General features: G+C 73.5%; 18 protein-coding genes, 1 tRNA gene and 1 pseudogene. 9 read left to right on the top strand and 11 right to left on the bottom strand.

Annotation, left to right across the window (positions count from 1 at the left end; translation table 11 throughout):
* The first annotated feature begins 55 nt into the window (after window positions 1–55).
* Complete coding sequence (locus ACWEO5_RS19480; RefSeq protein ID WP_452163532.1) at window positions 56–2,494, top strand: lysylphosphatidylglycerol synthase transmembrane domain-containing protein; 2,439 nt, start codon at window positions 56–58, stop codon at window positions 2,492–2,494.
* A gap of 11 nt (window positions 2,495–2,505) precedes the next feature.
* On the opposite strand, the gene ACWEO5_RS19475 is transcribed toward ACWEO5_RS19480, so the two are convergent.
* The 4 genes from ACWEO5_RS19475 to ACWEO5_RS19460 form a co-directional block, all read right to left on the bottom strand.
* A complete protein-coding gene (locus ACWEO5_RS19475; protein ID WP_344558283.1) occupies window positions 2,506–2,739 on the bottom strand; it encodes a hypothetical protein in 234 nt (77 codons plus the stop codon).
* Window positions 2,740–2,837: 98 nt separating this feature from the next.
* Window positions 2,838–3,650 carry an ABC transporter ATP-binding protein gene (locus ACWEO5_RS19470; RefSeq protein WP_344558285.1) on the bottom strand — a complete coding sequence of 271 codons (813 nt, stop codon included), beginning with the start codon at window positions 3,648–3,650 and terminating at the stop codon, window positions 2,838–2,840.
* 125 nt (window positions 3,651–3,775) lie between these two features.
* The gene (locus tag ACWEO5_RS19465) at window positions 3,776–4,801 is read right to left on the bottom strand and encodes a FecCD family ABC transporter permease (RefSeq protein WP_452163531.1); all 1,026 of its coding nucleotides are present in this window, start codon (window positions 4,799–4,801) and stop codon (window positions 3,776–3,778) included.
* A 121-nt stretch (window positions 4,802–4,922) separates the two neighbouring features.
* On the bottom strand, window positions 4,923–5,954 hold the full coding sequence (locus tag ACWEO5_RS19460) for a FecCD family ABC transporter permease (protein ID WP_452163530.1): 1,032 nt from the start codon (window positions 5,952–5,954) through the stop codon (window positions 4,923–4,925).
* Between the two features lie 173 nt (window positions 5,955–6,127).
* Here ACWEO5_RS19460 and ACWEO5_RS19455 point away from each other — a divergent pair, with 173 nt between their 5' ends.
* From ACWEO5_RS19455 to ACWEO5_RS19445, 3 genes are all read left to right on the top strand, one after another.
* Window positions 6,128–7,168, top strand: coding sequence for an ABC transporter substrate-binding protein (locus ACWEO5_RS19455; RefSeq protein WP_452163529.1), 1,041 nt, complete (start codon window positions 6,128–6,130; stop codon window positions 7,166–7,168).
* A gap of 11 nt (window positions 7,169–7,179) precedes the next feature.
* Window positions 7,180–8,022 (top strand): siderophore-interacting protein, encoded by an 843-nt coding sequence (locus ACWEO5_RS19450; RefSeq protein WP_452163528.1) that lies wholly within the window; start codon window positions 7,180–7,182, stop codon window positions 8,020–8,022.
* 210 nt (window positions 8,023–8,232) lie between these two features.
* A complete protein-coding gene (locus ACWEO5_RS19445) occupies window positions 8,233–8,838 on the top strand; it encodes a superoxide dismutase (protein WP_344558295.1) in 606 nt (201 codons plus the stop codon).
* A 49-nt stretch (window positions 8,839–8,887) separates the two neighbouring features.
* Here the strand turns inward: ACWEO5_RS19445 and ACWEO5_RS19440 are convergent, their stop codons facing one another.
* Window positions 8,888–10,390, bottom strand: a complete 1,503-nt coding sequence (locus ACWEO5_RS19440) for an MFS transporter (RefSeq protein WP_452163527.1) — start codon at window positions 10,388–10,390, stop codon at window positions 8,888–8,890.
* Between the two features lie 64 nt (window positions 10,391–10,454).
* On the opposite strand from ACWEO5_RS19440, the gene ACWEO5_RS19435 reads away from it, so the two are divergent.
* The 3 genes from ACWEO5_RS19435 to ACWEO5_RS19425 are packed head-to-tail and all read left to right on the top strand — an operon-like array spanning window position 10,455 to window position 13,038.
* Complete coding sequence (locus ACWEO5_RS19435; protein ID WP_452163526.1) at window positions 10,455–11,228, top strand: ArsR/SmtB family transcription factor; 774 nt, start codon at window positions 10,455–10,457, stop codon at window positions 11,226–11,228.
* The gene (locus ACWEO5_RS19430) at window positions 11,225–12,187 is read left to right on the top strand and encodes a sigma-70 family RNA polymerase sigma factor (RefSeq protein WP_452163525.1); all 963 of its coding nucleotides are present in this window, start codon (window positions 11,225–11,227) and stop codon (window positions 12,185–12,187) included. Before ACWEO5_RS19435 ends, ACWEO5_RS19430 begins: the two co-directional genes overlap by 4 nt.
* A gap of 50 nt (window positions 12,188–12,237) precedes the next feature.
* Window positions 12,238–13,038 (top strand): SDR family oxidoreductase, encoded by an 801-nt coding sequence (locus ACWEO5_RS19425; RefSeq protein WP_452163524.1) that lies wholly within the window; start codon window positions 12,238–12,240, stop codon window positions 13,036–13,038.
* Between the two features lie 188 nt (window positions 13,039–13,226).
* Here the strand turns inward: ACWEO5_RS19425 and ACWEO5_RS19420 are convergent, their stop codons facing one another.
* Complete coding sequence (locus ACWEO5_RS19420; protein ID WP_452163523.1) at window positions 13,227–14,072, bottom strand: NAD(P)H-binding protein; 846 nt, start codon at window positions 14,070–14,072, stop codon at window positions 13,227–13,229.
* A 180-nt stretch (window positions 14,073–14,252) separates the two neighbouring features.
* Between ACWEO5_RS19420 and ACWEO5_RS19415 the strand changes: the two genes are divergently transcribed.
* A complete protein-coding gene (locus ACWEO5_RS19415; RefSeq protein WP_452163522.1) occupies window positions 14,253–14,636 on the top strand; it encodes a winged helix-turn-helix transcriptional regulator in 384 nt (127 codons plus the stop codon).
* 428 nt (window positions 14,637–15,064) lie between these two features.
* Here the strand turns inward: ACWEO5_RS19415 and ACWEO5_RS19410 are convergent.
* Window positions 15,065–16,440: pseudogene (locus ACWEO5_RS19410) on the bottom strand (IS1380 family transposase).
* Between the two features lie 597 nt (window positions 16,441–17,037).
* A complete protein-coding gene (locus ACWEO5_RS19405; protein ID WP_452163521.1) occupies window positions 17,038–17,754 on the bottom strand; it encodes a hypothetical protein in 717 nt (238 codons plus the stop codon).
* Between the two features lie 242 nt (window positions 17,755–17,996).
* Between ACWEO5_RS19405 and ACWEO5_RS19400 the strand changes: the two genes are divergently transcribed.
* Complete coding sequence (locus ACWEO5_RS19400) at window positions 17,997–18,623, top strand: hypothetical protein (protein WP_452163520.1); 627 nt, start codon at window positions 17,997–17,999, stop codon at window positions 18,621–18,623.
* A gap of 7 nt (window positions 18,624–18,630) precedes the next feature.
* Here ACWEO5_RS19400 and ACWEO5_RS19395 read toward each other — a convergent pair whose 3' ends face one another.
* The 3 genes from ACWEO5_RS19395 to leuE all read right to left on the bottom strand — a co-directional run bounded on the left by ACWEO5_RS19395 (window position 18,631) and on the right by leuE (window position 20,965).
* On the bottom strand, window positions 18,631–19,851 hold the full coding sequence (locus ACWEO5_RS19395) for a DUF6236 family protein (RefSeq protein WP_452163519.1): 1,221 nt from the start codon (window positions 19,849–19,851) through the stop codon (window positions 18,631–18,633).
* A gap of 281 nt (window positions 19,852–20,132) precedes the next feature.
* Window positions 20,133–20,206: transfer RNA gene (locus ACWEO5_RS19390), tRNA-Thr, on the bottom strand.
* A gap of 108 nt (window positions 20,207–20,314) precedes the next feature.
* The gene (gene leuE, locus ACWEO5_RS19385; protein WP_452163518.1) at window positions 20,315–20,965 is read right to left on the bottom strand and encodes a leucine efflux protein LeuE; all 651 of its coding nucleotides are present in this window, start codon (window positions 20,963–20,965) and stop codon (window positions 20,315–20,317) included.
* Between the last annotated feature and the right edge of the window lie 73 nt (window positions 20,966–21,038).

Below are 21,038 nucleotides of genomic sequence, written 5' to 3'. Positions count from 1 at the left end.
CCCGCCCCCGCCCCCGCTCCCGCCTCCGCCCCCGCGCCGGGCCCGGACCGGACGGGTGGACCGGGTCCGCCACCCCGCCGAGCTGATCCGACTCGCCGGCGGGGCGTGCTGGACCGCCCTGGTGCTGCTACTGGCCTCCTACGCCCGCTCCTCCGCGCTCGGCCTGGACAGCGACGTGGCCCGCGGCGTCGAACTGCTGCCCTGGCCGCCCGCCAAGCTCACCGCCGCGCTGTGCGGCGCCGCGCTGCTCACCGTGCCGCTCGGCTTCGCCGTCGACCGGGTGCTGCGCGGGGAGGGCCGCCGGGTTGCCGACGGCGTGCTCGCCGCCGTCCTCGCCTACGGCCTCTCGCTCGGCCTGGACCTGCTGGTGGGCGACCTCACCGCGCTCACCCACCCGCTGCCCTCCGGCCTCGGCCGCACCGACCCGGTGTACGGGCACCTCGCGCCGGTGCTGGCCTTCATGACCGCCCTCGGCACCGCCGGACGCCGCCGCTGGCGCACCGCGCTGGCCGTCACGCTGGGCCTGACCGGACTGTCGGGGCTGGTCACCGGGTACGCCACCCCGCTGTCGCTGCTGCTGGCGCTGCTGCTCGGCTGGACCGCCGCGCACGCCACCCGGTACGCCGTCGGCGAGCCGGTCGGCGAACCCTCCGAGGGCCAGATCGCCGCCGCGCTGGCCGGCACCGGCGTCCGCCCGGACGTGGTGCTGATGCTCGGCAGCGGCCGCTACCTGGTCACCCAGCACGGCGACCGCCCCGACCTGGACGTCCACCTGCTCGACCGGTACGCGCAGGCCAGCGGGCTGCTCGGCCACCTGTGGCTGGCGCTGCGACTGCGCACCGCGCCCCGCCCGTTCGGCCTGCGCCCGCTGCGCGACGGGCTGGAGCACCAGACCCTGCTCGGCCACGCCGCGTCCGCCGCCGGGGCCCGCACCCGCACCCCGCTCGCGGCGGTCGAACTCGGCCCGGACGCCGCCCTGGTGGCCTACCGGCGGATCGACGCCCGGCCGTTCGCCGAACTCTTCGACGAACTGCCCGGACCGGACGGCAGCGCCACCGACACCGGCACCGACAGCGACACCGCCGACGGAACCGAGACCGCCGCCGATCCCGCCACCGAGGCCGACCCCGACGCCGGCCCCACCGACGCCGAACTGCGCGACGCCTGGCAGCAGTTGGCCCTGCTGCAGCGCCGCCGGATCGCGCACCGCGCGCTCTCCCCGAACACCGTGCTGCTGGACGCCGAGGGCAGGGTCCACCTGGTCGGCCTGGCCAACGGCGAGATCGCCGCGAGCGAACTGCTGCTGCGCCTGGACGTCGCCGGGCTGCTCGCCGTCCTCGCCCTGTACGCCGGACCCCGGCGGGCGGTGCGGGCCGCGGTCGAGGTGCTCGGGCCCGGGCCGGTCAGCGCCGCGCTGCCGCTGCTGCAGCCGATCGCGCTGGCCCGCCGCACCCGGTCCGCGCTCGCCCGGCACAAGGAGCTGGCCGCCGTCCTGCGCGCCGAGGTGCAGCGGCAGACGCCGCAGTCCACCGCCACCGCCGTGCCCGTCCGGCTGGAGCGGCTGCGCCCGCGCACCCTGCTCGCCGTCGTGGCCTGCGTCGTGGTCGGGTACGGGCTGCTGCAGTTCCCCAACCCGGTGGACGTGGTCGCCGGGGCCGATCCGCTGTGGCTGGCCGGCGCGGTCCTCTGGGCCGCGGTCAGCTACCCGGTGGCGACCTTCGCGTTCAGCGGCTTCGTCCCCGAGAAGCTGTCGTTCCGCTCCACCCTGGCCACCCAGGTGGCCGGCTCCTTCGTCAAGGTGGTCGCCCCCGGCGGCGTCGGCGGCCTCGCCCTGAACACCCGCTACCTGCAGTGCGCGAACATCCCCACCGCGCAGGCGATGTCCAGCATCGGCGTCAGCCAGCTGTTCGGCCTGCTGCTGCACATGCTGCAGCTCGCCGTGTTCAGCGCCCTGGTCGGGGTGGACGCCGCCGAGGCCGGCGGCGAGTCGTCCTCCCCGCTGACCAGCGGCTGGGTGGTCTGGCTGGCCGGCGCGGTCACCGCCGTCGTCGCGGTGTCGGTCGCCGCGGTGCCCTCGCTGCGGCGGCGCGCCCAGACCCTGCTGCGGCCGCTGCGCGCCGAGGTGCTGCCCCGGCTGCTCGACCTGGCCCAGCGGCCCGGCCGGCTCGCCACCGGCGTGGCCGGGCAGCTGCTGGTGTCGATGTGCTTCGTGATGTGCCTGTACTGCTGCACCCGCGCGGCCGGCCAGCACCCGGGCTTCAACGCCGTCGCGATGACCTTCCTGGCCGGCAACGCGGCGGGCAACGTGGTGCCGACGCCCGGCGGCGCGGGCGGAGTGGAGCTGTTGATGCCCCGACTGCTCGAACTGACCGGCGGCATCGGCGAGGACGACGCGCGGGCGTCCGTGATGCTGTTCCGGCTGCTGACCTTCGTGCTGCCGGTGCTGCCGGGCTGGGCCGCCTTCGCCTGGCTCAAGCGCCGCGAGCAGATCTGAGGCCCGCCCGGCTAGTCGCGGTAGTCCTCGTCCTCCAGCGCGACCTCGCGGACCTGCTCCACCGCGTCGCCCTCGTCCGCGGGCTCCGCGCCGCGCTCGCGCTGCTGCCGCAACACCTCCAGGTCGTCCACCTCCGGCTCGACCGCCGCCCGTTCCTGGTCGGCGGCCTCCAGCACGGCCGGGGACTGCTCGTCGTCGTCCTCGGGGTACTCGGGATTCTCGGGGTTCTCCGCATTGGCACGCATACCGCCAGTATCCGACCGAACCGGCGGGAACCCGAGCCTTTCCGGCGGCGGGTCTCCCATCCGGGCCCGGGCCGGGCCGTGGCGGGGGCGCGGCGGGCTCAGGTAGTGGCGGGGGCGCGGCGGTTGGCGGCGGGGACGACCAGCGGGGTGCCGGTCTCCGGGTCGGGGATGACCCGGCAGGGCAGCCGGAAGACCTCCTCGACCAGTTCGGCGGTGACCACCTCGCCGGGCGGCCCGGCCGCGACCAGCTTCCCGTCGCGCAGCGCGACCAGGTGGGTGGCGTAGCGGGCGGCCTGGTTGAGGTCGTGCAGCACGGCGACCAGGGTGCGGCCCTGCTCCTGGTGCAGGCGGGCGCACAGGTCGAGGACCTCGATCTGGTGCGCGATGTCCAGGTAGGTGGTGGGCTCGTCGAGCAGCAGCAGCGGGGTCTGCTGGGCCAGCGCCATCGCGATCCAGACCCGCTGGCGCTGGCCGCCGGAGAGCTCGTCCACCGGCCGGTCGGCGAGTTCGGCGACGCCGGTGTCGGCCATCGCCTCGGCGACCACCCGCTCGTCCTCGGCCGACCACTGGCGCAGCACGCCCTGGTGCGGGTAGCGGCCGCGGGAGACCAGCTCGGCGACGGTGATCCCGTCGGGGGCGATCGACGACTGCGGGAGCAGGCCCAGGGTGCGGGCGACCTGCTTGGCGGGCAGCGTGGCGATCGACCGCCCGTCCAGCAGCACCTGCCCGGCGACCGGCTTGAGGGTGCGCGACAGCGCGCGCAGCAGGGTGGACTTGCCGCAGGCGTTCGGGCCGACCACCACGGTGAAGGAGTGGTCGGGGACGTCGACGGTCAGGCCCTCGGCGATGGTGCGCTTGTCGTAGGCGAGGGTCAGGTCGCGGCCGGCCAGGCGCGGCTCGGGCTGGGCCATCGGGGGCTCCGTTCGGGACGACGGGACGGACGGGGGCTGGTTCTTCACGGGCGGTTCTTCACGGGCGGTTCTTCACGGGCGGTTCTCCACGGGCGGGGCCGGGTCCGCCGCCGGGTCGGGGCCGTTCACAGGCGGCCGGCCCGGCGCTGGGTGGCCAGCAGCCAGACCAGGTAGCCGCCGCCGAGCACGCCGGTGACCACGCCGACCGGCAACTGGCGCTCGCCGAGCAGGTGTTGCGCGGCGAAGTCGGCGGTGACCAGCAGCGCGGCGCCGGTGCACATGGACGCGGCCAGGTTCGGGCCCGGCGAGCGGGTGATCCGGCGGGCCAGCTGCGGGGCGGTCAGGGCCAGGAAGTTGACCGGTCCGGCGGCCGCCGCGGCCAGCGAGGCGAGCAGCACGGCGGCGCCCAGCAGCACCATCCGCAGCCGCTCGGGGCGCACGCCCAGCCCGCTCGCCGCGTCGTCGCCGAGCTCCAGGGCGCGCAGCGCGGGCCCGCAGCCGATCAGCACCAGCGGGACGAGCACGGCCAGCGCGACCAGCAGCGGGCGGGCCTGCTCCCAGCCGCGGCCGTCCAGGCTGCCGGTGAGCCAGAGCACCGCGCGGGCGGCGTCCATCAGCTGGGTGCGGGTCAGCAGGTAGCCGTTGACGCCGGTGAGGATCGCCGCCGTCCCGATGCCGACCAGCACCAGCCGGGCGCCCTGCACGCCGCCGCGCCAGGCCAGCGCGTAGATCAGCACGCCGGTGGCCAGGCCGCCCGCGACCGCGCCGCCCGCCAGCGCGGCGCTGGAGCCGCCCGCGACCACGACCAGCAGCGCGCCGGTGGCCGCGCCCTGGGTGAAGCCGAGGATGTCCGGGCTGCCCAGCGGGTTGCGCACCAGGGTCTGGAACAGCGCCCCGGCGAGCGCCAGCGCCGCGCCGACCAGCAGCGCGGTGACGATCCGGGGCAGCCGCAGCTGGTTGACCACGAAGTCCTCGGCCGGGCCGCCCCCGCCGAGCAGCACCCGGACCACCTCCCCCGGCGCGATCGGGTAGTCCCCGCGGCCGAGCGCGAACACCGCGACCACCGCCGTCACCAGCAGCGCGCCCGCGCACACCGCCAGCCCGCGCGGCCGGTAGCGGACCGAGAACCGGGCCACCCGCAACGTCCTCACGCCCGCACCTCCCCGGCACCGGCCGCGGCCCGTGCTCCCGCCGCGGGCGTCGGAACCGCCCGCGTTCCCGGCACCGTCGCCCGCGCGTCGGCCGCGGCCCGTCCGGTTCGTGTCGTCGTCCTCATGCGCGGGCCTTCCCCCGTCGTGCGAAGTACAGGAAGAACGGGCCGCCGAGGACGGCCGTGACGATGCCGACCTGGAGTTCGCCGGGGCGGCCCAGGACGCGGCCGAGGACGTCGGCGCCGAGCAGCAGGACGGGGGCCAGGACGGCGCAGTAGGGCAGCATCCAGCGCAGGTCGGGGCCGGTGAGGGCGCGGACCAGGTGCGGGACCATAAGGCCGACGAAGACGATCGGGCCGCAGGCGGCGGTGGCCGCGCCGCACAGCAGGGTGACGGCGACGATCGCGGCGGCCCGGACCGCCGCGGGCCGGGCCCCCAGCGCCCGGGCCGCGTCGTCGCCGAGCGCCAGTGCGTTCAGCGGGCGGGCCAGGGCGAGCGCGAGCAGTGCGCCGACGGCGACGAACGGCAGGATGCCGAGCACGGTGGAGGTCTGGGCCCCGGCCAGCGAGCCGACCGTCCAGAAGCGCATCTTGTCGAGCGAGGCGGTGTCCAGCAGCATCACGGCGCTGACGTACGAGTACAGGGTGGCGTTGAGCGCGGCCCCGGCCAGGGCGAGCCGGGCGGGGGTGGCGCCGCGTCCGCCGCCGACGGCGTACACCAGGACGGAGACCAGGGCGGCGCCGGCCAGCGCCCACCAGACGTAGCCGGTGAAGGAGCTGACGCCGAGCACGGCGGCCGCGGTGGCGACGGCGGCGGAGGCGCCCGCGTTGATGCCGAGCAGGCCGGGGTCGGCGAGCGGGTTGCGGGTGAGGGCCTGCATGACGCCGCCGGCCAGGCCGAGCGCGGTGCCGGCGAGCAGTCCGAGCAGGGTGCGGGGCAGCCGCATCCGGTGGACGACGGTGTAGCCGGGGGCGTCCGGGTCGAGGAGTCCGTGCCAGACCTCGGCGGGGCCGAGCTGCTTGGCGCCGAGGCCGAGGCTGAGCACCAGGACGGCGAGCAGCACGAGCAGCCCGGCGACCAGGCCGAGCGCGCGGGGCGAGCCGCGGCGGGCGGTGGCGGCGCCGGGTATCGGGAGGGAGCCGGTGGTGCTCAAGGGTGCTCCGGATCGGTCGGGGAACGGGTCGGCGGACCCGGGGGCCCTCCGTACCGCAACTTAGGTTAGGTTAACCTGCGTACGCCCGGCGGCTACCGCCGGGTACCGCACTCCGGCGCTCCCACCGGGGTGCGGTTCCCCCTGCCCCGAAGCGCTCGAACCGAGGTACCGCCATGCCCTCTTCCCCCCGCCTGACCCGCCGCGGCCTGCTCGCCGCGGGCGGAGCCACCGCCCTCGGCGCGGTGCTGGCCGCCTGCGGATCCTCCGGCGACTCCGGCGGCAAGGCGTCCGGCGGGGCCCAGGACGCGGCGGGCGGCGGCGCGTGGAGCTTCACCGACGACCGCCCGCAGACCGTCACCGCGAAGAGCACCCCCGCCCGGGTGGTGGCCTTCACCGGCGCCGCCGCCGCGCTCGCCGACTTCGGCCTGGACAGGCAACTGGTCGGCGTCTTCGGCGAGACCAAGGCCGCCGACGGCAAGGCCGACCCGCAGGCCGGCAGCCTGGACGTGGACAAGATCGAGATCATCGGCAACGCCTGGGGCGAGTTCTCGATCGAGAAGTACGCGGCGCTGCGCCCCGAACTGCTGGTGACCCACATGTACGACCCGGGCGCGTACTGGTACGTGCCGGACGAGTCCAAGGACAAGATCCTCCAGCTCGCCCCGCAGGCGCTGGTCTCCACCGGCCGGGTCACCATCACCCAGCCGATCGAGCACTACGCCAAGCTCGCCGAGTCGCTGGGCGCGGACCTCAAGGCGGCGAAGGTCGTCGACGCCAAGGCCCGGTTCGAGAAGGCGTCCGAGGAGCTGCGGCAGGCGGTCAAGGCGGCCGGCGGCGTCAAGGTGATGGCCTGCTCCGGCAGCGCCGACCTGTTCTACGTCTCCAACCCGAAGATCTCCTGCGACCTGATCTACTTCGCCGAGCTGGGCGTCGAGTTCATCCAGCCGGAGAAGACCGACGGCGGCGACTACTACGAGGGCCTGAGCTGGGAGAACGCCGGCAAGTACCCGGCCGACCTGCTGCTGCTCGACCAGCGCTCCACCGCCCTGCAGCCCAAGGACCTGGCCGCCAAGCCCGCCTGGGGCGAGCTGGCCGCCGTCAAGGCCGAGCAGATCACCCCGTGGGACGCGGTGCCGCGCTTCTCCTACGCCGGGTTCGCCCCGCTGATCGAGCGGCTGACCGCCGCCATCCAGAAGTCCCGCAAGCTGAGCTGAGAGGCAGTCGGATGACCGGCCAGGCCCAGGAGTACGACTTCTTCCCGGCGCACGTGCTGCGCACCCGGCGGCTCGGCCCGACCCTGCTGCGGGTCACCTTCGGCGGCGCGGCGCTGCGCGACTTCGCGAGCGGTGGGCGCGACCAGTCCTTCTCGCTGTTCCTGCCGCACCCCGGCCAGGACGAGCCGGAGCTGCCGTACGCGGAGGGCGAGGGCTGGTTCGCGGCCTGGCGGGCGATCCCGGCGGAGCGGCGGGCCGTGCTGCGCTCGTACACGGTCCGCGCCCAGCGGGCCGAACCGCCCGAGCTGGACGTCGACTTCGCGCTGCACGGTACCGGACCGGACGCCGGACCGGCCACCACCTGGGCCTCGACGGCCGGGCCCGGCGCGCGGGTGGTGCTGCTTGGCCCGGCCGTCGCCGACAACCGCTCGGTGTCCTTCCGGCCGCCCGCGGACACCGGCTGCGTCCTGCTGCTGGCCGACGAGACGGCGCTGCCCGCGGCGGGCGGCATCCTGGAGTGGCTGCCGCCCGGCACCCGCGGACTGGCCTGGATCGAGGTCCCGGACGCCGCCGACGTCCAGGACCTGGCCGCCCCCGACGGCGTGCGCGTCCACTGGCTGGTCCGCGCGCCCGGCACCCCCTCCGGCCTGCTGCCCGCGCTGCGCGCGGCCGACCTGCCCGACGGCGCCCCGTACGCGTGGATCGCCGGGGAGTCCGGCACCGTGAAGGAGCTGCGCCGGCACCTGGTGCGCGAACGCGGCGTCGACAAGCGGGCGGTGACGTTCTCCGGCTACTGGCGGCGCGGCGCGTCCGAGGACCGGCTGCGCGAGGAGGCGTCCGCCGGGCGGTCCTGACCCCCGGCCCCTCCGTGGAAGGCCCGTCCGGTGGAAGGCCCGGCCCACTGAAAGCCCGTCCCGCTGAAGGCCCGTCCGGTTCTCGCCCGGACGGGCCTTCGTCACGTGGCGACACCGAGCCTTAATGACCTTTTATCGCTCCTGCAAGTAATGTGCAATAAGGTGGCACTCGCAACTGACCCTCCGTCGAACGAGAAGGGCTGCTCCGCCATGGGTGCCTACACGCTGCCTGACCTGCCGTACGACTACTCCGCCCTCGAACGCGCGATGTCCGCCGAGATCCTCGAACTGCACCACTCCAAGCACCACCTGGCGTACGTCAACGGCGCCAACTCGACCCTCGACCAGCTCGCCGAGGCCCGTGACAAGGAGCAGTTCGGCGCCCTGGTCGGCCTGCAGAAGACGCTCGCCTTCCACCTCTCCGGGCACGTCCTGCACTCGCTGTTCTGGGAGAACCTCTCCCCCGACGGCGGCGACCGCCCCGAGGGCGCCCTCGCCGACGCCGTCACCGAGCACTTCGGCTCCTTCGACGCCTTCCGGCAGCAGCTCACCGCCGCCACCGTCGGCGTCCAGGGCTCCGGCTGGGGCATCCTCTCCTGGGAGCCGCTCGGCCGGCGCCTGATCGTCGAGCAGGTCTACGACCACCACGGCAACGTCGGCCAGGGCAGCGTCCCGCTGCTCGCCTTCGACGCCTGGGAGCACGCCTACTACCTGCAGTACCGCAACGTCCGCCCCGACTACGTCACCCGGCTCTGGGACGTCGTCAACTGGCAGGACGTCAGCGCCCGTTACGCCGCCGCCACCCAGCAGGGCTGAGCACCGGACGGCGGGGCCGGGGCGGGGACGGGGAGCGGAGGACACGGACTCAGCGACCGCCCGCCGCCCGGCCCCGCCGCAGGACCCGCACCGCGAGCAGTGCGCCGAGCAGGAAGGCGCCCGCCGCGACCAGGGCCGAGACGTGCAGGCCGCGGACCGGGCCCAAGCCGCCCAGCAGGGTGCCGAACAGCGCCACGCCCAGCGAACTACCCACCTGACGGGCCACGTTGAACACCGCCGAGGCCGTTCCCGCCGCGTCCGGCGGGGACGCCTCCAGCACCGCGACGGTCGCCGACACCACCGTCACCGGCGTCGCCAGACCGGTCGCCGCCAGCGCCGGCAGCAGCACCGGGTAGGGCGTGTCCGGCCCCGCCGCCAACCAGCCCAGGAACCCCGCCGCCCCCAGCAGCAGCGCCCCGGCCATCGGCGGGTACGGGCCGTACCGGGCCGCCAGCCGGCTCGACAGCGGGGCCGCGAGCAGGCCCATCCCCACCGAGGGCAGCAGCGCCAGGCCCGCCCCCAACGAGCCGTAGCCGCACACCAGTTGGAAGTGCAGGGTCAGCACGTACAGCATCCCGTAGTAGCCCAGGCCGAGCAGCAGGCCGACGGCGTCCACCGCCGCGAGCCGCCCGTCCCGCAGCAGCGCGGGCGGCAGCAGCGGCCCCCGTCCGCCCGGCTCCCGGCCGACCGGCTCCTGCCCGCCCGGCTCCGCCACTCGCGGGTCCGCCACCCGCGGGTCCGAGTGCCGCCCCAGCCGCCGCTCCAGCCCCAGTTCCACCCGGGCGAACCCGGCCAGCGCCGCCGCGCCCGCCCCGAACGCGCCCAGCACCCACGGCGAGCCCCAGCCCCGGACGCCCGCCTCGTTCACCGCCCCGACCAGCGCCACCAGACCGACCACGCCCAGCAGTTGGCCCACCGGATCGCCCCGCCGCGCCGTCCGCCGCGCCGCCACCGGCGGGACGTGCCGGCGGGTCAGCACCGCCGCCAGCGCCGCGACCGGCAGGTTCACCCAGAACACCCACCGCCACCCCGGCCCGGCCACCAGCAGCCCGCCCAGCGCCGGACCGGCCCCGAACGCCACCGCCGAGACCATCCCCCACACCCCCACCGCCCGGGCCCGCAGCGCCCCGTCCGGGTACGCCGCCCGCAACAGCGCGAACGAGGCCGGCACCAGCAGCGCCGCCCCCGCCCCCTGCCCGAACCGGGCCCCGACCAGCACCGCCCCCGACGGGGCCGCCGCGCAGAGCGCCGAAGCCGCCGCGAACAGCCCGAGCCCCGCCAGGTACGACCGCCGGTGCCCGTACCGGTCGCCGATCCCGCCGCCGAGCAGCAGCAGCCCCGCGAACACCGCGCTGTAGCCGTCCACCACCCACTGCACCCCCGCCGCCCCCACCCCCAGCGAGGCCCGCAGCCCCGGCACCGCCACGTTCACCACCGTCACGTCCAGCATCACCAGGAAGGAGCCCAGACTCAGCGCGACCAGCGGCGGCAGGGCGAGCCGCGCCACCGGCGGCCGGACGGGGGCGGGAAGCGTGCGCGCTGCAGAAGTCATGACGGCAGTCTCGGCGCGGAACCGTTCGTCCCCCGGCGAACCGTGCCCGCCGTAGGCTGGTCCGGTGCCCGCCCTCCCCGCCCCCTCCAGCGGCCAGCCCGACGTCGCCCGGGCCGCCGCCCTGCTCGCCGACCCGTCCCGGGCCCGGATGCTGAAGGCGCTCGGCGACGGCCGCGCCCTGTCCGGCGCCGTCCTCGCCGCCGAGGCGGGCATCGGCGCGCCCACCGCCAGCGCCCACCTGGCCCGGCTGCTCGACGCCGGACTGGTCACCGTCCGCAGCAGCGGCCGCAACCGCTTCTACCGGCTGTCCGGCCCCGAGGTCGGCCACGCCCTGGAGGCCCTCGCGCTGATCGCGCCCCCGCTGCCGATCACCTCGCTGCGCGAGAGCAGCACCGACAACGCGCTGCGCCGCTCCCGCACCTGCTACGACCACCTGGCGGGGCGGCTCGGCGTCGCCCTGATGGGTGCCCTGCTCGACCGCGGAATGCTCACCGGCCACGACGGCACCCACCACCCGGCCGCCGCCGTCCGCGACCGCGCCAGCGGCTACGGCCACGACCACCACTACCGGCTCACCCCGCCCGGCCGGGCCGCCCTGCAGCGGCTCGGCATCGACCTCGACGCCCTCCCGCCGCGCCGCCCGCTGGTCCGCTACTGCGTCGACTGGAGCGAACGCCAGCACCACCTGGCCGGGGCCGCCGGAGCCGCCCTCACCGCCCGGCTGCTCGCCCTGCAGTGGATCCGGCACGGCACCGGCCCCCGCGTCGTCCACCTCACCCCGGCCGGCGCCACCGGCCTCGCCGACTGGATCGGCCTGCGCCCTAGCATGGCTCCGTGAACGCTCAACGGGACGAAGCAGCACGGGAGTTCGAGAGCCACCGGGGGCGGCTGTTCGCGCTGGCCTACCGGATGCTCGGGTCGGCCGCCGAGGCGGAGGACACCGTGCAGGACGCCTACCTGCGCTGGCACGGCACCGAACCCGGGCAGGTCGCCGCGCCCGGGCCGTGGCTCAACAAGGTGGTCGCCAACCTGTGCCTGAACCGGCTCACCTCGGCCCGGGCCCGCCGCGAGGAGTACCCGGGGACCTGGCTGCCGGAGCCGGTGGCCGGCGGGGCGCTCGGACCGATGGAGCGGGCCGAGCAGCGCGAGGCGGTGTCCTTCGCGGTGCTCACCATGATGGAACGCCTCTCCCCGCCCGAGCGCGCCGCCGTCGTGCTGCGCGACGCGTTCGCCTACAGCCACCGGGAGATCGCCGGCGTCCTGGACTGCACCGAGGCCGCCGCCCGGCAGCTCTACCACCGGGGCCACAAGCACCTCGCCGACCAGGCCCCGCACGCCGCCTCCGCTCCCCCCGCCGCCTCCGCCGCCTCCGCCTCCTCCGCCACCTCCGCCCCCTCCGGCACGGACGCCGAGCAGAACGCCGCCCTGCTCGGCCGCTTCCTGCGGGCCGCCTCCGACGGGTCGCTGGAGCAGCTCGAACAGCTCCTCGCCGAACAGGTCGTGGTGTGGTCGGACGGCGGCGGCAAGGTCCGCGCCGCGCTCCGGCCGGTGCACGGCCGCGGCAACGCCGCCCGCTTCCTGGCCGGCCTGTTCGAACGGTTCACCGACGGCGTCCGGTTCGAACTCGCCGAGGCCAACGGCACCGCCGTCCTGCTCGGCTGGGAGGGCCCGGACCTCACCTCGGTCAGCGCGGTCGAGGCCGGACCGGACGGCGTCACCGGCATCCGGATCCTCCGCAACCCGGACAAACTCTCCCACTACGCGGAACGGCACCGCGCGCTGTCACAGAACGGCTGACCGTCCGGTTCCTCCTGGTGAACCCCCGCCCACCGGAGAGGAACCCGACCATGCACTCCCCCGCGAACCCGCCCGCGGACTCCCCCGCCCTCCCGCTGCTGGTGACCGGCGCGACCGGCGTCCTCGGCCGCGAGGTGCTGCGCCGCGCCCGCGACACCGGCCGCCCCGTCCACGCCCTCACCCGGCGCACCGCCCTCCCCGCCGGGGACGGCACCCACTGGCACACCGGCGACCTCGCCGCGGGCACCGGCCTGGACGCGGCGTTCGCCGGCGCCGACGCCGTGATCCACTGCGCCAGCGACCCCCGGCACCCGAAGCACGACCTGCCCGCCCTCCGCCACCTGTTGGAAGCCGCCCGGCGGGCCGGGGTCCGGCACGTCGTCAACATCTCGATCGTCGGCGTCGACCGGATCCCGATGCGCTACTACCGGATCAAGCTCCGGGGCGAGGAACTCCTCGCCGCGTCCGGCCTCGGCTGGACCAACCTGCGCGCCACCCAGTTCCCCCAACTCCTCGACGGCATGCTCGGCACCCTCGCCAAGCTGCCCGTCCTCCCCATGCCCTCCCGCACCCCCGTCCAGCCCGTCCACCCCGCCGAGGTCGCCGCCCGCCTGGTCGAACTCGCCCTCGGCGAACCCGCGGGCCGCGCCCCCGACTTCGCCGGCCCCGAGACCCGCCCCGCCACCGACCTCGCCACCGTCTGGCTGCGCGCCCACGACCGCCGCCGCCCGGTCCTCCCCCTCCACCTCCCCGGCCGCGCCGGCCGCGCCCTGCGCGCAGGCGCCCTCACCGCCCCCCGGAACGCCCGCGGCACCCGCACCTGGGAGGACTTCCTCGCCGCGAAGCGCTGAAGCGGGAGCGCCGTCAGGGGCTCGGGGAACGGCGAGCCCGGGTCTGCGAGCGGTTCACCGCCGTGGCGCGCACCCGCTCCCGGTTCTGTTCACCACACGCAGCAGCACGGCCCTCCGACGGGCTCCGACCGCCAGCAGCACCGACTCGCCGTTCCCCGAGCCCCCGCATGCGCGTCCTCCCACACCTCCTACTGGAAGGCGGGACGGGCCCCGGCCGCCCAGTCCGCGAAGCTCCGGGCCGGGCGGCCGAGGACCCGCTCGACGTCCGGGCTGACCGACTGCTCCTCGGGGAGGGGCGAGCCGAGGATGTCGAGCGTGCCGTCGAGGACCTCCTCGGGCACGAAGGCCGCCAGGTGCGCGCGGGCCTGCTCGCGGGTGAGCCCGACGAACGCGACCTCCTCCCCGAGCACCGCCCCGAGCACCGCCGCCTGCCGGCGGGGCGTGATCGCCTCCGGCCCGGTGAGCACGTACACCTCTCCGTGGTGCCCGTCCTCCCGGAGCACGGTCGCGGCGACCGCCGCCAGGTCCGCCGGGTCGACGACCGGCAGGGCCACGTCCCCGAACGGAGCGTGCACGGCGCGCTGTCCGCGGACGCTCTCGGCCCAGGCGTACGCATTGGAGGCGAAGCCCCCGGCCCGCAGCACGGTGTACTCCAACCCGCTGAGCCGCAGGGCGAGTTCGAACTCGCGCAGCCGGGCGTGCGAGGCCGCCTCCGGCCTGGTCCCGTTGATCTGCGAGGACAGCAGGACGACCCGCCCGATCCCGGCCTCCCGGGCCAGGTCCAGCAACTCGGTGGCGGGCGCCCCGGGGCCGTTGAGCTCGCCGCCCAGCAGCAGGAACAGCGCGTCCGCCCCCTTCAGCGCGGGCTGGAGGCTCGCGAAGTCCGCCAAGTCCGCGACCACGTGCTCGACCCCCTCCGGGAAGCCGCCGAGCGGCACCCGGCGGGAGACCGCGGTGACCTGCTCCCCCGCCCCGGCGAGCAGCGCGACCAGCGGACGGCCGACGTTCCCGGTGGCTCCAGTGACAACGATCATGATCGCACTCCTCGATCCGCAGGGACCCGAAGTCCCTTGCCCCCGTGGCCCGTTCGGCCACGTCGAAGAAGCTAGCATCGTGAATATAGTAGGTACCTAGAGGAAACCGACCCACCGATCGACCACCACCCCGAATAAAGTGGCTACCCAAAAGAAACCGGACGACGGAGAGGGCCCGCCGTGACCGCACCGAACCACCCCGCCCCCGGCGCCGGCGGCGCCCAGGCCTGCCCGATCACCCCCGTGCTCGACATCGTCTTCAGCCGCTGGACCACCCCGATCCTCTGGACCCTCCACCAGTTCGGCCGGCAGCGCTTCGTCGAACTCAACCGGAACGTCGGCACCATCACCGCCAAGGTCCTCACCCAACGCCTCCGCCAACTGGAACGCGACGGCCTGGTGATCCGCACCTACCACCCCGAGGTCCCGCCCCGGGTCGAGTACGAGATCAGCGAACTCGGCCTCACCCTGGCCCCCCTCTTCGCCACCCTCACCACCTGGTCCACCACCCACCTCCCCGAAGTCGAACGCGCCCGCACCACCTTCGACACCACCAACGCCTGACCCCACCGAAGCCCCCGGCCGAGGAACCCCGGAAACGATAAAAGGCCCAGGCCGCGAACCACGCGACCTGGGCCTCCACTGAGCCGCCTATGAGATTCGAACCCATGACCTACGCATTACGAGCCCGACAGTGATCATGCCCGCTGCTGTCGGCATCGACCACTTGGCGATGCACCCGCAGGTCAGAACGCTGCACTGTGATCCACGATCCCGTTCGAACCGGCACGTGCTGCCCCGTCCGCTCACGCATCGCTCACGCAGATCCAGGCCCTCCGCTCAGCCCGAATCCACCGGCCTGATTCGAGAGTAATCGGATTTGGGGTTCGGTCGGGGTGGCCGGGTGGTGGGCGTGGGGTGTCCGCTGGTCTGTCCAGCTCTTCCACGTCTGCTCCGGTCGGGCTCTGTGGGGCGGGTGGTCGGGTCGTTGATCAGGCTGGTGGCGGGTGGGCGGTATGGAACAGGTCGGTGAACGCGGGCTGCCAGGGCCAGCGGTCGGGTAGGTGCAGCGTCAGCCGTCGGGCCGAGCGGGCGATGCGGGCCGGTAGGTGGATCAGGTGGGCCCGCAGGGTCGCGGTGGTTGGACCTCGCGTGGAAGGTCCCGGCGAGGGCTCCGGCGGCCCGCAGCAGGTTGTGGGCGATGGCCCACAGGGTCAGCCACGCGTTGTTCGCCTGGAAGTCGCCGGAGGGTAGGTGGGCCAGCGCCGATCCCTTGCCATCCGCGATGACCTGCTCGATGACCGCGTGCTGGCGGTGGTGGAGTTCGGCTTGGAGCGTGGCGAACGGGCTGTCGGTGAACACCGGGTGGTAGCGCCAGGCGGTGAACAACTCGCCCTGCCCGGGCGCCGGTTCGGCGTTCAGGCGGCGGACCCGGCGCACGATCAGGCGGCCTGTGGCGTGCTCGGCTTTCCTGCGTCCGGTGAACACCGTGTACTCGGTCTCGGCTACCTCGGCGTCGGAGACCAGGTCGCCGGTGTCCGGGTCGACGAACGCCTCGGGGTAGCGGATCGGCGTCCAGGCGTCCTCGCCGATGGCGCTGATCGCGGCGGCGACGTGGGGGTTCATGCGCGCGGTCAGTGAGAAGTACGCCCTCGCGCGGTGGCAGGCGGCCACCACGTCGGCGTTGTAGAACTGGCTGTCCGGGCGGACGATCACCGTGCCGCCCGCCCCGGCCTCCCGGGCGGCCGCCAGGGCCTCGGCCGTGAAGGGCCCGGCGCCGCGGGCATCGGCGGCCTTGCCCCGCCGCAGGCGGACCGCCGCGATCACCGGGCGGCCCGTCGGCGTGCTGAGGGCGGCGAGGATCGGGTGCAGGGTGCGCACGCCCTTGAACCGGCCGGCCTCGGCGCCCTGCTTGGCGCGTCCGTAGACGCGGCGGTGGGTGGGGTAGACGTCCACGGACGCGACCCGGTCCAGGCCGGGCAGCAGCGGGGTGGCGACAGCCAGGCGGGCGAGGAAGTCCCGGTGCACCGCGTGGAGTTGCCGGTTGCGCCCGTGAGTGAAGGCGCGCAGGAAGGTGCCCGGCGTGGAGGGCGCGCACCCCGTCGAACAGCCGGCTCATCGCGCCGTGCCGCAGCCGGCCGGTATCGTCGATCGAGTCGGCCCCGGCGCACATCGCCGCGACCAGCGTCATCACTTTCGCAGCCGAGTCGGCACCGCCGCTGTTGCCGGCCCGGTCGATCCGCAGTCGCTCACCGACCAGTTCGGGAAGCCCGACCCGCTCGGCCAACCGGACCAGCCCCGCGTCCGCGACCAGGTTCGGCTCGTCGAACACGACGGAGAGCGCGGCAGAGCCGTGGGAGGATTTCACTTACGAGGTGCCTTGCTGGTCGGGCCGGACGGAAGCGTAGAGAACTCCCATCCTCCCAGCCCAGCAGGCACCTCTCTGCGTCACCCCATTCCCCACCTCAGTCGCAACCCGGTGGATCCAGGCTGAGCGCCACACGGAGGAGCCCCGGCCGAGAATCAGGTCGGGGCTCCTCCGTGTGCTTAATCCGCGGGTAGCACCGTCAGGCCGCAGGGCCCACCGCAGTCTCAGCACCGCTGGTCAAACCCTCTTGGGCTGAGGTGGGGAGCAAGCGAATCTGCCACGCTTGAAAGACCTGGTCTCGAAAGGCTGGCCACTTCCCCTTCCGGTCAGGAACACCCAGAAGTACCGCCCCTACCCACCACATCGGTCGAGCCAGAACCAGCTTCGCCCAAGACACGCCGGTCTGGCCTGAGAGCCGCCGTACAACGGTCCGGCCTACCGCAACGAGAACCGCGCTTGCGCCGAGTCCCACGTAACTGAGATCTCCGAGCACCATTGGAAACCCCTCCCAGGGGCTTCCGGCGTGCCAACTCCGGGGATGTCTGCAGCTCGCTGCTGCGGGCGACGGTTTATTTGACGTTGTATCAGGATGCTACATCAGGCGTGCATCGTCGGGGCCGCACCGGGTGCCCATCGGAGCGTCTGCGGCTTGGCGGTCTCCAGATAGGCGAAGTAGGGCGCCTGCAGCAGGTTCGCCGGCATCTGGACACCCGCCCCTCGGCTGACGACCCTCTCCCCTTCCCGATGCGTGACGAGGGTGTTGTGGTCGCATCGAGCGCTGTACAGGATGTCGACGCCACCACCGAAGTCGTCTGGTACCAAGAATTGGAGCTTGCCGGCACCGTGGGCGATCATGTCGTTCTCGACGAGCAGGACCGGACTTCCTGGTGCTCGCCCAGGAAGCGTGAACACGTTTCCTCGGACAACCTTGCAGCGTCGGCCGTTGCCCGCGCACCTGATCTGGATCGCGAGTCGGGGCTTTGCGGACTCCCACGATTTCGGCAGGCCGGCTTGTCGTTCGCGTTCCTCCCTGAACAACTTGTCGCGGAGGCGCGCCTTGCGCCGCTGATGCTCGTTCGAACCGTCCAAGATCGCTCGCAGTGCGTCCTCCAGCCCTCTTCCATCGGTCTCCCAGGTACGGCGACACGACTCCGGAAGCTCAGGGATAAGCGGTTCGACGAGAGAGCGGATCTCCGGCACCGGTCGGGTGTTCAGCGCTCCGATGAGCTGCTCCAAGACGGCGTCGGGTGCGACGGCGAGCATCATGTCGGCGAGCTCGACGACGGGCTCCGGCAGAGGGGGCCGTGGCGGCATGGGAATTCTAGGAACCTGCAGTAGGGGCTGACCGTCCGGTTCTTGCATGTGGCCCCCAAACGCTCGACTGAGGTTCCACGGTAGCCCAGACAGCCGGGCAGTTGCGCTCACGGCCCGAGCAAATTCACCACCCCTGCCTCTCAGCACGCATCCGTCTTCAGCGACACGCCACTCCGCCAATTCCTATGCGAAAGTGCCCAGTTCAACCTCCGTTTGTCGGTGGGATCGCCGAGAATCTGCGTGTGGCCATCGAACCCTCGGTAGTCGGTGAGTCCGAGATCCTCGCCGCCGCCCTGCACACGTATCTGTCCCAGAGCCGTTTCGCCTTCGCCGACTTGACCGGTGCGCGGGCAACCGAGTCCATCAGCATTGCGGTCGCGCAGTGGGCAGTAGCGGCCGGCTGGAAAACCAGGTGGGAGGCCCCGATCCGGTACATCGACCCGCCTCGCGCGGAACGTGTGGGCTGCCGGATCTGCTGGTCACCTCCATGGTCGGCCCACCTGGACCTGCGGCTGGTTCGCGGCGACGGTCCTCCGATCGCCGTGGAGATCGATCGCACCGACGACAGCACTGCAGTGGACAAGCTCCGCGACGAAGCCCTTCGCGGGCACCCAGCGCTTTGGATCCGGTGGCACGGGGCGCTTCGTACCGAGCTGCCAGCTGGCGTCGCCCGCCTGCACCTTCCTGCCCGGTCCACCCGGCCGCCCGCCCGGTACTTCCTCGACCCTGTCGACTCGGAGCCCGCAGTCACCTTCGGTGGCCCCGTCACGGCGGAGGCCCAGGAAGACGCTCAGCAGCGGGATCAAGCGCGGATCGCGGAGGAGAGGCGCGCTGCCGCCCTGCCCCGTCCGCGGGGGCCGATCTGGTAGCAGATGCTCAGCGGGCGCCCGCGCGGGGGGCGAGGCTCGCGAGGCGGCGGACCAGGTTCCCGGGACGCAGGCCAGCCTCGACCCGCAGGAGGAAAGACACCGGGGAACCCGCGAGTGCGTCCTGGCGCTGCTTGCTGATCTGCCGGGCGTAGCCGAAGAGGCCGAACGCGACGCCAGCCGCGGAGGCGTACGGCAGGCCGCCACCGATGTACCCGCCGACTGCGCCCATCGCGGCGGGTGTCTGCGTCTGGACGTTGAGCACTCCGGTAGTCGCCTCAAGCTTCAGGCTTCTCATGGCTGTCCTCAGCTCGCGGAGCGGTGCCTCGAACTCGTTCTTGTTGACCTGCCGGAGGTACGCCGCGAGAACCTCACGGTTCTCGATCCCGGCGATGTCCTCCTGGATCTTGCTGGCGACGGTGTCCACCGTGGCCATGAAGGCGTCGAACTCCGTCGCATGCTTCTGCCGAAGCTCGATGACCTTCTCGACGGGAACGGTCGCCATGTCGGTCGGCAACACCATCTGGACGGCCAGTTCCCCGAGGGCGGCCGTCACCGGCTTGTCGGTCTGCGGCGGTCGGCCGCGCAGGAGCACTCGGGCGATCCGCTCGGTGGTCCACTCCTCGTTTGCCGCGTGAGCCGCGATCTGGTCGGTAGTGGGCAGAAGGCGGTTCCGGCGAGCCAGTTCATCGGTGAGGGCGCATTTGTAGACCCAGGCGAGCATGGGGTCCATCGAGATCCAGGTGCCGAGCGGGTTGCTGCCTTCGTATGTCGGCCGATCCGTATTGATCGCCAGCCCCTCCTGGATGAGTGCCTCGCGCAGGTTGGGAGACACCTCCTTCCAGTACAGGTGGGCGACGTGCCCCGGGGGTCGGTCATCGTGGTTAGTGTGCGTCACCGTCTGGGGGATGTAGGCGTTGGTGCGACGTAGTGCCGGCGGGACTGCGAGGCTGCGGCCCCACTCGTCGACGTGGTAGTACCGCCGGAGCACGCCAGCGTGTTCCTGGATCACCTCCAAGAAGGGCGCTTCGACGGCCGTCGGTGCGCTGCCGGGCGGTACGGGAACGAAGAAGTCGAGCTGATCCGCGAGTGCTTGTGCCGAATCGGTGTCGCTCACCGGATATCCGTCTGGGACCACCCGGGCCATCTGCGGCCAGTACAGAGCCGCCGTCTTCATCCAGGCGTCGTCCTGGACGTGCACGTACGGGTAGTACAACCCGATCTTCTGCATGACCTACGCCTCCCTGGCCTCGATCCGCCGCCCACCTATGTCGCCCATCATCCTTGAGGGCAGTCTGGGTCCGCTTGTCGGGTTGTTACACACCGTCTCGCGGCTCTGTTGCCGCCGGAGTCGGGCCGATGTCCACCGGCGTGCACGCTCGCTGCACGAGTGTCCACCGATCGTCCACCGAGAGTGATCATGAAGCGATTTCCGCTCACATGCACCCAGCGCAACAGGTCATGGAAAGGCAAAAGCCCAGATCAGAACTGGTCTGACCTGGGCCTCCACTGAGCCGCCTATGGGATTCGAACCCATGACCTACGCATTACGAGTGCGTTGCTCTGGCCAACTGAGCTAAGGCGGCACCGCTGCCGGTGACCCGGCCCGTGAGGGCAAGGGTCGCATCGGCAACGCGCGCCAGTCTACACAGTTTCCGGAGGTAATCCGTACGCGGCGGTCGGCGGCCGGGAGGTCAGGCGGAGGAGACGGCGAGCTTGGCGGCGAAGCCGGCGAAGAGGACGGCCACGGAGGAGGTGAGGCCGGCGGAGAGGCGCTTGCGGCGGCGGAAGGCGTTGGCGAGGGAGGTGCCGGTGAAGATCAGCAGGGAGAGGTAGAGGAAGGAGAAGGTCTGCAGGACGGTGCCGAGGAGGGCGAAGGAGAGGACGGGGGCGCCGTAGGAGGGGTCGACGAACTGGGTGAAGAAGGAGAGCAGGAAGAGGATCGCCTTGGGGTTGAACAGGCTGATGACCAGGGCGCGCCGGAACGGCCGCTCGCCGTCCTCGGCGGGGGCGTCCTCGGCGGAGGCCGCGCTCAGCGCCCGCTCGCGCCACATCTGGCGGGCGGCGCGCAGCATGCCGTAGCCGATCCACAGCAGGTAGGCGGCGCCGCCGAACTTGACCACCGCGAAGACCGCCGGGTTGGCCCGGAGCAGGGAGGCCGCGCCGAGCGAGGTGAGGCTGATCAGGGTGAGGTCGCCGAGGAAGACGCCGCAGGCCGCGCGGTAGCCGGTGCGGACGCCCTTGCGGGCGGCGACGGAGAGCACGTAGAGGGAGTTGGGTCCGGGCAGCAGGACGATGACCAGTGCACCGAGGACGTAGGTGGCCAGGTCGTGGACTCCGAGCACTGCGGTCTCCAGGAAGCGTGCGGGCGGGAACGCCGAAGGGGCTGCGCCATGGTAGCTGCCAGCCCCTTCGACC

It is taken from the genome of Kitasatospora sp. NPDC004272, assembly GCF_053603035.1.
Note: the sequence above shows the minus strand (reverse complement) of the source record. Positions and strands in the feature narration are given on the sequence as shown.

Bases quoted from the DNA above. Each gene is read 5' to 3' on its own strand.
- ACWEO5_RS19395 (WP_452163519.1), bottom strand. From the start codon at position 19,851: ATGCAGAAGATCGGGTTGTACTACCCGTACGTGCACGTCCAGGACGAC.
- ACWEO5_RS19405 (WP_452163521.1), bottom strand. From the start codon at position 17,754: ATGCCGCCACGGCCCCCTCTGCCGGAGCCCGTCGTCGAGCTCGCCGAC.
- ACWEO5_RS19445 (WP_344558295.1), top strand. From the start codon at position 8,233: ATGGGTGCCTACACGCTGCCTGACCTGCCGTACGACTACTCCGCCCTC.
- ACWEO5_RS19450 (WP_452163528.1), top strand. From the start codon at position 7,180: ATGACCGGCCAGGCCCAGGAGTACGACTTCTTCCCGGCGCACGTGCTG.
- ACWEO5_RS19475 (WP_344558283.1), bottom strand. From the start codon at position 2,739: ATGCGTGCCAATGCGGAGAACCCCGAGAATCCCGAGTACCCCGAGGAC.
- ACWEO5_RS19470 (WP_344558285.1), bottom strand. From the start codon at position 3,650: ATGGCCCAGCCCGAGCCGCGCCTGGCCGGCCGCGACCTGACCCTCGCC.
- ACWEO5_RS19420 (WP_452163523.1), bottom strand. From the start codon at position 14,072: ATGATCGTTGTCACTGGAGCCACCGGGAACGTCGGCCGTCCGCTGGTC.
- ACWEO5_RS19440 (WP_452163527.1), bottom strand. From the start codon at position 10,390: ATGACTTCTGCAGCGCGCACGCTTCCCGCCCCCGTCCGGCCGCCGGTG.
- ACWEO5_RS19455 (WP_452163529.1), top strand. From the start codon at position 6,128: ATGCCCTCTTCCCCCCGCCTGACCCGCCGCGGCCTGCTCGCCGCGGGC.
- ACWEO5_RS19425 (WP_452163524.1), top strand. From the start codon at position 12,238: ATGCACTCCCCCGCGAACCCGCCCGCGGACTCCCCCGCCCTCCCGCTG.